This is a genomic window from Parafrankia sp. EUN1f, from assembly GCF_000177675.1.
Taxonomy (GTDB): domain Bacteria; phylum Actinomycetota; class Actinomycetes; order Frankiales; family Frankiaceae; genus Parafrankia.
This window is the reverse complement of the sequence record NZ_ADGX01000100.1, coordinates 21,713-30,944: the sequence shown is the minus strand read 5'-3', so window position 1 is coordinate 30,944 and position 9,232 is coordinate 21,713. Positions and strand designations below refer to the sequence as shown.

Annotated in this window: 8 protein-coding genes; 4 read left to right on the top strand and 4 right to left on the bottom strand. The window is 72.6% G+C overall.

Going from position 1 to position 9,232, the window contains the following annotated elements; genetic code table 11:
- On the bottom strand, positions 1–1,403 hold a 1,403-nt coding region (locus FREUN1FDRAFT_RS25525; protein ID WP_006543143.1), incomplete at its 3' end, for a serine/threonine-protein kinase.
- A gap of 630 nt (positions 1,404–2,033) precedes the next feature.
- Between FREUN1FDRAFT_RS25525 and FREUN1FDRAFT_RS25520 the strand changes: the two genes are divergently transcribed.
- The 3 genes from FREUN1FDRAFT_RS25520 (at position 2,034) to FREUN1FDRAFT_RS46745 (ending at position 4,268) form a co-directional block, all read left to right on the top strand.
- Positions 2,034–2,582: a MerR family transcriptional regulator gene (locus tag FREUN1FDRAFT_RS25520; RefSeq protein WP_369809822.1), complete on the top strand. Its 549-nt coding sequence runs from the start codon at positions 2,034–2,036 to the stop codon at positions 2,580–2,582.
- 193 nt (positions 2,583–2,775) lie between these two features.
- Positions 2,776–3,234: a MerR family transcriptional regulator gene (locus FREUN1FDRAFT_RS25515; RefSeq protein WP_035953426.1), complete on the top strand. Its 459-nt coding sequence runs from the start codon at positions 2,776–2,778 to the stop codon at positions 3,232–3,234.
- 206 nt (positions 3,235–3,440) lie between these two features.
- A complete protein-coding gene (locus FREUN1FDRAFT_RS46745) occupies positions 3,441–4,268 on the top strand; it encodes an ATP-dependent Clp protease proteolytic subunit (RefSeq protein ID WP_006543140.1) in 828 nt (275 codons plus the stop codon).
- Here the strand turns inward: FREUN1FDRAFT_RS46745 and FREUN1FDRAFT_RS47745 are convergent.
- Positions 4,197–4,829, bottom strand: a complete 633-nt coding sequence (locus FREUN1FDRAFT_RS47745) for a helix-turn-helix domain-containing protein (protein ID WP_006543139.1) — start codon at positions 4,827–4,829, stop codon at positions 4,197–4,199. The two genes, FREUN1FDRAFT_RS46745 and FREUN1FDRAFT_RS47745, sit on opposite strands and share 72 nt — an antisense overlap.
- A 74-nt stretch (positions 4,830–4,903) precedes the next feature.
- On the bottom strand, positions 4,904–7,150 hold the full coding sequence (locus FREUN1FDRAFT_RS25500; protein ID WP_006543138.1) for an ATP-dependent RecD-like DNA helicase: 2,247 nt from the start codon (positions 7,148–7,150) through the stop codon (positions 4,904–4,906).
- Positions 7,151–7,822: 672 nt separating this feature from the next.
- On the opposite strand from FREUN1FDRAFT_RS25500, the gene FREUN1FDRAFT_RS25495 reads away from it, so the two are divergent.
- Entirely contained in the window at positions 7,823–8,581 is a 759-nt protein-coding gene (locus FREUN1FDRAFT_RS25495) for a neutral zinc metallopeptidase (RefSeq protein WP_157475310.1), read from the top strand.
- 21 nt (positions 8,582–8,602) lie between these two features.
- Here the strand turns inward: FREUN1FDRAFT_RS25495 and FREUN1FDRAFT_RS25490 are convergent, their stop codons facing one another.
- Positions 8,603–9,136: a pyridoxamine 5'-phosphate oxidase family protein gene (locus tag FREUN1FDRAFT_RS25490; RefSeq protein WP_006543136.1), complete on the bottom strand. Its 534-nt coding sequence runs from the start codon at positions 9,134–9,136 to the stop codon at positions 8,603–8,605.
- Positions 9,137–9,232 lie beyond the last annotated feature (96 nt).

Genomic DNA, 9,232 nt, shown 5'->3' with positions numbered 1-9,232 from the left:
GCGGTCACCGTGCCGGCCGGCGACCCGGGCGCGGCCCGCCCCACGGGCACCTGCTGCACCTCCGGTACATGCCCTCCCCCAGGTGCATGCTGTGCCCCAGGTACGTGCTGTGCCCCAGGTACGTGCTGTGCCCCGAACGCCGCTCGTCTCGACGCGGCGGCGGTGGTTCCGCCCCGGGCAGCTCTGCCGCCCGGGGAGCGCGTCCCGGCGGCGGTGTCCATCCTGGGGGCCGCCCGCGGCGCCGTCGTCTCGGCTCCTGCGGTTCGGTGGTCCTCGGTTCGCTGGTCCTCGGCTCGCTGCTCGGGAAGCACACACCGCAGGTACGCCAGGGGCGCTCCTCGTTCCGTCGACACCGCCGGGATGCCCCGTCCCGCCGGGCCGACCGCGCCGGGCCTGCGCCGGCCGGCGGCCGGGGACGCCGCGGGAGATGGCGTGGGGCGCGGCGGCGTCGGAGCCCGCACGATCGGCAGCAGCTCGACGTCCTGGGTGTCGAGGTCGAGGATCCGGGCGTCGAGATGCGCGGTGGACAGCCAGCCCGCCGCGATCACCTCGTTCACCAGCGCCGTCAGATCGGTGCCCTCGGCGTCACTGCTGACCGTCGGTCCCACGTCCGACAGGGCGAGCAGCTCCCGCAGCAGCGCGCGGATGTCGGGTCGCGCCTGCGCGTTCTTCGCCAGGGCGCGGGCGAGCAGCCCGTACAGGCGGCCGGGCACCCCGTCCAGGTTCGCCGGGTCATGGCGGACGCGGAACAGCACGGCGTCCGCCGAGCCCCCGCCGAACGGCGAACGTCCCGTCGCCGCGTACGCGACGGTGCAGCCCCAGGCGAACACGTCCATGGCCGGGTCGTTGAAGCGTCCGCTGATCTGCTCGGGGCTCATGTAGGCGGGGCTGCCCACCGACGAGCCCGCGCCCGTGAGCGACACCGTGTCGACGGCCTGGGCGATGCCGAAGTCGACGACCCGCGGCCCCTCCCTGGTGAGCAGCACGTTGGAGGGCTTGAGGTCACGGTGGACCACGCCGGCGTCGTGGATGGCGACCAGTGCCTCGGCCAGGCCGACAGCCAGCGTGCGCAGCGAGTCACCGGCGAGCGGGCCGTGCTGGCGCACGTACTCGGCGAGGCTGGGCCCAGCCAGGTACTCGGTGGCCAGGTAGGGCGGATCGCCATCCGGATCAGCGGCGAGCACCCGGGCCGTGCAGGCGCCCGCCACCCGGCGCACGACCTCGATCTCGCGCCGGAACCGCGCCCGGAACTCCGGATGATCGGCGAGCTCCGCCCGGATGATCTTCACTGCTGCCGGCGGACCGTCCGGCCCGCCCATCGTCCCGTAGTAGACCGTCCCCATCCCGCCGGCGCCGATGCGGCGGGTAAGCAGGAACGGCCCCAACCTCCTCGGAATCTCCATCCGCCGGGCTCCCCCCGTTCTGAATGTCCGGACAGACATCCACCGAAATCGTGCCCCGGCAAAACGGATGTACCGGAAATTTCTGCCAGACCGTGCTAGCCCTTACACCCGTTCGGGACCAAGGACCCACGGAGATTCGATCATGAATCGACCGCGACGCCCGTCACGCCGGCCCGGTCGACCCGGCCAGGAGCCACTGAGAGGCCTGCTGGACGCCCTGCCGGCCACCCACCGATCAGCCGGGCCGCCACAGCCGGCCGCGGCACGCTCCGCCGCCTCCGCCGCGACGGCTCACCTCATCGAGGGTGACCGTCCGACCACGGAAGTGGCGCCCGCCCGAGGCACCTGCGTGCCCGCCCGCCGGAGGAGAGCGCCCCGCCCACGGGACGAGACCGCGCGGACCGCCGGCACACCCCGGCGATCCGGGCGCGGCCCGCCGATGCCCGCCTGCTCCGCGACCCGCCGAGCAGGTCCGGATCTTCCGCCCCTGGCCGATTTTCGCCGGACTCCCAGACGTCGTACAGTGCTCCCTACCAATGGCACAGTCTCTGTAGACGTGTTCGGGAGTCACCCCGCTCGGCCGCCTGTCCGCCACGGCACATGATTCCCGACCCTGACGTTAGGGTAGCTTTGTCGACGATACGCAGGGACGAATCCCATCCCGGCCTGATCCGCCGCAACGCTCTCCAGATCGGAGAGGTCGCCGAGCGGGTGGGATTGTCACTGCGAACGGTCCGTTACTACGAGGAGGCCGGCCTTCTCGTCCCCACGGGCCGCACGCCCGGCGGTTTTCGCCTTTACGACGACGACGCGGTTGACCGCCTCCTTCTCATCAAGAGAATGAAGCCCCTGGGTTTCACTCTCGAGGAGATGCGGTCACTGCTCACGGTCCGCGACGAGCTGGCCGACCCCGGGCTGACCGCTCAGCGGCGGGTGGAACTTCGGGAGCGGCTTCGGACCTGGGCCGTCCTGGCCGAGCAGAAACTCGCGGCCCTGCGTGAGCAGGCCGGTGTCGCGGAGGACTTCGTCGTCGGCCTGCACGGGGACGTCGAGCGGTCCCGCGCCGGCTCCGACGACCCGCACGGGCAGCCCAGCCAGTCGGCACAGCCCGGCCAGTCGGGCCAGCAGGGGCTGCCGGGCGGGCACCAGAACCCGGTGGACCACCAGCAGGCCCCGTGACCAGTCCCGCCGCCCACCGTGCCGGGTTCGATGTCTCCGGCGCGTTCGGCGCCGCCTCCGTGCCCGCCGGCGGGTCCGCAATATGCTGGGTTCGCCCCTGCCGGCCACGGCGCGGCAGCCGAATCCGCCCCGGCCGGCGCGGTCGCGCCAACCCCACAGTCACCCCGCCCGCGATACCGACGTAAGGGTCGAATTGTCCACGACTGGCAACATCACCCCGTCCTCAGCCCACCGCGGCAGCTACGAGATCGGCGAGGTCGCCACTCTGGTGGGGCTGTCCCTGCGGACGGTCCGCTTCTATGAGGAGGCTGGCCTGCTGGTGGCCGTCGGGCAGGCCGACGGTGGCGGGCCGCTCTACGACGACGACGCGCTCGACCGTTTCCTTCTCATCAAGAAGATGAAGCCGCTCGGTTTCACCCTCGACGAGATGCGCGCGCTGGTGGGCCTGCGGGAGGAGATCGAACAGGACGGGCTTCCCCGGCAGCGACGCGAGGAGCTGCACGAACGGCTCTCCGCCTGGGTCAGCCTCGCGGAGGACAAGCTGGCGTCGCTGCAGGAGCAGGTGCGCGTCGCGGAGGACTTCATGGTGACGCTGCACGACGACACCGTCCGCGCCCGGCTGCGTTTCGACGCCGACCCGGACGCCTACTGACGCCTGCCGCGCCTGGCATCGCCACTCCTGGCACCAGGCGGCTCCTGGCACCGGCGGCTCCGGGTCGGCACCGGCGCCGCGCTCTGCCGGCAGCAGATCTGCCGGAGGCAGAGCACACCCCTGGCGGCCGTCGCCGTCGGTGAGGCTGGCAGCGCCGGCCCTTCGTCGTCTCCCACCCCCGCCGGGCCGGCGGGAGGTCAGCCACCATGCACGCTCCGTCCAAGGTTCACCCGCAGGTCCAGGCCCGCCCACAGCTTCAGGCCCACACCCGGTTCCCGGCCCAGGCGCAGCACCCGGGCCACGCGGGCGGTGACGCCACGGGCTCACCGTCCGGGCCGTCCGAGGAGCACGTCTTCCAGCGGCTCCTCGCGAACCGCATCGTGTTCCTCGGTTCCGCGGTCGAGGACGCGATGGCGAACGCCATCTGCGCCAAGCTGCTTCTGCTGGCGGCCGACGACCCGACCGCGGACATCTACCTGTACATCAACTCACCGGGTGGCTCCGTCAGCGCGGGAATGGCCATCTACGACACGATGCAGTACGTCTCGAACGACGTCGCGACCGTCGCGCTGGGGCTCGCCGGCTCGATGGCCCAGGTCCTGCTCACCGCGGGCGCGCCCGGCAAGCGCTACGCACTGCCGCGGTCACAGGTGCTGATGCACCAGCCATCCGGCGGCATCGGCGGCGGCAGCTCGGACATCGCGATTCAGGCCACGCAGATGCTGGCCACCAAGCGCCTGCTCCAGCAGCTGATCGCCCTGCATTCGGGGCAGCCGGTCGAACGCATCGAGGCGGACGCCGACCGGGACCGCTGGTTCACCGCCGAGCAGGCGCGCGAGTACGGCCTGGTCGACCACGTCCTGCACCGCGCCGGGGAGCTGACCGACGGCCCGGCGGGTGGCCCGGCGGGAGGCCTGGCCGGCGGCCCGGCGGGAGGCCTGCACGGCGGCCTGGTGGACGTCTCAGCGCGCCACGACCGCGTGCCACGCCACGGCGGACCGGCCCCCGAAACCCGGGTGGCCCGGCCCGCCTGACGCAGGAGGCACGGCCGGGCCCGCCACCCCGGGACGGACCGCGGGCCGGCGCTGCAGCCCGGGCCGCGGCGAGAGCGGGTACCGGTGGCGGGCGAGCGACCGGCGGGCCAGGTGACGGCCGAGGGACGCGTGCGGACCGGAGAAACCACCGGACACGATCTCGTGCGGCCCGGCCACCCCCACCTGGCCCGCCAGACCGCCGACCGGGCGGACAGCGCCGGCGCCGAAGCCGGCGCTGGAGCTGACGAAGCCGACCGGGCGGGCGGGCTGCACGGGCAGGGGCTCATAGCGGACGAGCTCCCCCATCACGACGACGAGCAGGTCGACCAGCCTGATGCCCAGGGCGCGGCAGATCGCCGCGAGCACCTCCGAGGAGGCCTCCTTGCGGCCGCGCTCGACCTCCGAGAGGTACGGCATCGACACCTGTGCCGCGTCGGCGACGTCCCGCAGGGTGCGGCCCTGCTCGCGCCGCAGCCGGCGCAGCGCCTCTCCGTACAGGTCACGCAGCGGCGGCGTGACCGCCTCGCGGGCCCCGGTCGCCGGTCCGTCGGTTGTCGTCACGCCCGCGTCCTCTCCCCGCCCTGTCCCTGCACGCAGGGTACGCGCCCCGACGCACCGGGACGACGGCCACCTGGTCAGGAACCTGCCGAACCCACCGCGGTCCGCAGCCGGTGGGCGAGCGAGGTGTGCCGCTGGCCGTGGCCGGCCGACCGGACCGCCTGGCCGATCGCGCGCCGCGATCCGACGATCACCACCAGCCGCTTGGCGCGGGTCACCGCCGTGTAGAGCAGGTTGCGCTGGAGCATCATCCAGGCACTGGTCGTCAGCGGGATGACCACGGCCGGGTACTCGCTGCCCTGCGAGCGGTGGATCGTCACCGCGTAGGCGTGCACCAGCTCGTCGAGCTCGGTGAAGGCGTAGTCGACGTCCTCGTCCTCCTCCGTGCGCACGGTCAGGGTCTGGTTGTCCTCGTCGAGCGCGGTGACGACGCCGAGCGTGCCGTTGAACACGCCGTTCGCGCCCTTGTCGTAGTTGTTGCGCACCTGGGTGACCTTGTCGCCGACTCGGAAGACCCGCCCGCCGAAGCGGCGCTCGGCCCGGTCCGGGCGGGCTGGGGTGAGCGCCTCCTGCAGCGCGATGTTGAGTGCGCCGGCACCGGCGGGCCCGCGGTGCATCGGCGCGAGCACCTGGATGTCACGGCGCGGGTCCAGGCCGAACTTCGCCGGGATGCGGCGGGCGACGACGTCGGCGGTGAGGGCCGCGGCCTGCTCGGCGTCCTCGGCGGCGAAGAGGTAGAAGTCGTCGAGACCGCGCACGTGCGGCTGCTCGCCCCGGTTGATGCGGTGCGCGTTCGTCACCACGCCCGACTCGCTCGCCTGCCGGAACACCTGGGTCAGCCGCACGTGCGGGATGGGCGTGCCGGGGGCGAGCAGGTCGCGCAGCACCTGCCCGGCGCCGACGGAGGGGAGCTGGTCGACGTCACCGACCAGCAGCAGGTGCGCGCCGGGTGCGACCGCCTTGACCAGCTTGTTCGCCAACAACAGGTCGACCATGGACGACTCGTCGACGACGACCAGGTCGGCGTCGAGCGGGCGGTCACGGTCGAAGGCCGCGTCCCCACCCGGGCGCAGCTCCAGCAGCCGGTGCACGGTCGACGCCTCGTGGCCGGTCAGCTCGGCGAGCCGCTTGGCGGCCCGCCCGGTCGGCGCGGTGAGCACGACCTTCGCCCGCCGCGCGCGGGCGAGCTCGACGATCGACCGGACCGTGAAGCTCTTCCCGCATCCCGGCCCGCCGGTCAGCACCGCCACCCGTGACGTCAGCGCCAGGGTCACCGCCGCCCGCTGGCCCTCGGCGAGCTCGACGCCGGTGCGCCCGTGCAGCCAGCCGAGCGCACGCTCCCAGTCGACGTCCGCGAAGGCCTCAAGGCGGTCGGCGTCGGCCCGCAGCAGCCGAAGCAGCTGGTTCGCCACCGAGACCTCGGCGCGGTGGAACGGCACCAGGTACACGGCGGCCACCGGCTGCTGCGGGTCCTCCCCCGGCACCTCCTCCCGGGTGACCCCCTCCTCGGCGACCAGCTCGGCGAGAGCTTCGATCACCGCCCCGGTGTCGACGGCGAGGATGCGCACCGCGTCACTGATCAGCTGGTTCTCCGGGAGGAAGCAGTGACCGCCGTCAGTCGCCTCCGACAGGGTGAACAGCAGGCCGGCCTTGATCCGCTGCGGGCTGTCGTGCGGGATGCCGACGGCCTGCGCGATGACGTCCGCGGTGCGGAACCCGATGCCCCAGACGTCCGTGGCCAGCCGGTAGGGCTCGGTGCGCACGACGCCGATCGAGGCGTCCCCGTACTGCTTGTAGATCTTGACCGCGAGTGACGTCGAGACACCGACACCCTGGAGGAAGACCATGACCTCCTTGATCGCCTTCTGTTCCTCCCAGGCGGCCGCGATCGCCTTCGTCCGCTTCGGGCCGAGTCCGGGGACCTCGATGAGGCGCTCCGGGGTCTTCTCGATGACATCCAGCGCGGTGAGGCCGAAGTGGTCGACGATCCGCTCGGCGAAGCGCGGGCCGATCCCCTTGACCAGCCCGGAGCCCAGATAGCGCTGGATGCCCTGGATGCTGGCCGGCAGGACGGTGGTGTAGTCCTCGACCTGGAACTGGCGCCCGTACTGGGGGTGCGACCCCCACCGCCCGCGCATGCGCAGCGACTCGCCGGGCTGCGCGCCGAGCAGCGCGCCGACCACCGTCAGCAGGTCACCGCCGCGGCCGGTGTCGACGCGGGCGACCGTGTAGCCGGTCTCCTCGTTGGCGTAGGTGATCCGCTCCAGCACCGCCTCCAGCACGACGAGCTGGAAGGGCACCCGGCCCGCGGCAGTAGTGGACACGGCTGCTCCCTCCAGACTCCAGATCCTCAGGCTCGGGCCGCCGGCGCGCGGGACGTGTGCGTGGACGTCACCTCATTATCAGGCCGGCCACGACACCTTCGGGGGGGCGGTGCGGCTCCCGGCCTGGTGGTGCGCCTCGGTGGTTCCCGTTCCGCATCTGGTCGCGGTGCGCGTGCCGCGAAGTCCAAGCCTCGAGTTGCCGCTGCTGCCGAGCAGGTTCTGAGGATTCTGGTAGCTGGAACGACGAAAATCCTCAATGCTTCGAGCCGCGACTTCAGGCGGCCACCGGGATCACCCCTGCTCGCGCAAGACCTGAGGATTCCGGTCGTTGGAACAACCAGAATCCTCAACGCTTCGGACGCCACCCGGCCGCGCCGACCGCCGGCAGGTGGATCGCGACCCCAATGAGGCGCGCGAGAGCCGTTGCTCCCGTCCGCCCGCCAGGACACACCGGCGGGCTGACCCGTCGGTGCCGCTCACCGGGGGCGCGCGACGACCATCACACCCCGCCGGACGTCCGACGGCGGGCGCCGCCGGAACGCAGATGCGCTGGGCACGGCCGCTGCCCGGGGCAAACCGGCCGGCCCGTAAAGGCCATCCCCCCGAATTCGGGGATCCACGAAGGCCAGCGCACCTATCAAAAGCCGCACTTCGCTCTTTACGGTTGCCGTCGTGCACGCCAGAAGGGCCTTTGTGGCCGCATTCACCCTGTCGGTCCTGCTGCTTGCGAGCTGGTTCGGTCTTTCTCCCGGGACGACGGCGGCGGCATGGGCCCAGACGCCGAGACCGGCCTGCGGCGGCCGGATCTCCTCGACGGACGACGTCGTCGCTCTGATCACCGAGTCCGCCGACTGCCCGGGCTCGGTGAACGGCTACTGGCGCAACCAGCTCGGGACGGCGTGGACCGAGCCGCACTACGTGCCGTACCGCAACGGCGAGATCCCGAAGATCGCCTGCGCGGACGGCGTCACCGATCCCCAGGTGTTCGCCGACAACGCGCTCTACTGCACCCTCGACGACACGATCGCCTACAGCACGGACTTCATGTCCCGGCTCGCCGACGACGGCGGCCCGTCCTACCCCGCCTTCGTGGTCATGCACGAGCTGGGCCACCGCGGCGACCGGATCGCCGGCGTGCTCGGCGCGGTGTCCCGCGCCGAGGAGAACCAGGCCGACTGCCTCGCCGGCAACCAGGCCCGTTTCGCCGTCGACGCGGGCCGGCTCACCCAGGACGAGGCCGTGAACGGCACCACGCTGTTCTACAGCCTCGGCGACACCCGCGGCGGCTGGCTCGACCAGGGCGGCACCGCGCCGGACGCGCACGGCACGCCGGCCCAGCGCGCCCAGTCGTTCTCGCTGGGCTACCAGCAGAGCATCGCCACCTGCCGCACCATCGGCCAGTCCCGGGACGGCAACGTCCCGCTGATCTGATCCGGGGTGATCTGATCCGGCTCAGCAGCGCCGGCCGGCGGAGCCCGGCGTCGTGGAGCGCCCGGACACCGAGTCCCAGTGGATGCGGATCCAGGTCGGCCGCTCCAGGTTCGCCGCCCAGGGCGCGAGCCCGCGGGCCTCGAGCCGCCTGATCTCGGCGTCGTCGCGGACGGCCTCGGCGTACCCGTTCATCAGGACGCTCCAGCCGACGCGGACGGTCTCGTCGAAGCCGTCGACCTCGAACGCGACCACGCTGTGGCTGGCGGCGGCGGAGAGTTTGGACCCGACGCGGGACCGGAACGCGATGGTGTTGCCGTCCACGATGTAGTTGACGGGGAGCACGAGGACCTCGCCGTCGGCCGCGAACGCGACCCGGCCGATGTGCTCGCCGCCGACCAGGCGCAGGCACACGTCGAAGGTGAGGACGCCGAAGCCGGCGTGGTCACGCGGGATGTCCTGCCCGGGGATGCCCCCCAGTTCACCGTCAGCCCGTGCGGCGGCCGGGGCCGCCGGAGCGCCGATGTGCGCAGGAGCAGGAGCATTGGTCCGCGTCATGACGGCCTCCCTGGTCGTGGATCTGGTCGTGGAACCGGGGTTCTGACCGGTTACCGGGCCACCGTAGGCGTGGCCCGCCCGCCGCGGGCAGTGTCG

Coding starts and splice junctions, on each gene's coding strand:
- FREUN1FDRAFT_RS46745 (WP_006543140.1), top strand. CDS start 3,441: ATGCACGCTCCGTCCAAGGTTCACCCGCAGGTCCAGGCCCGCCCACAG.
- FREUN1FDRAFT_RS25490 (WP_006543136.1), bottom strand. CDS start 9,136: ATGACGCGGACCAATGCTCCTGCTCCTGCGCACATCGGCGCTCCGGCG.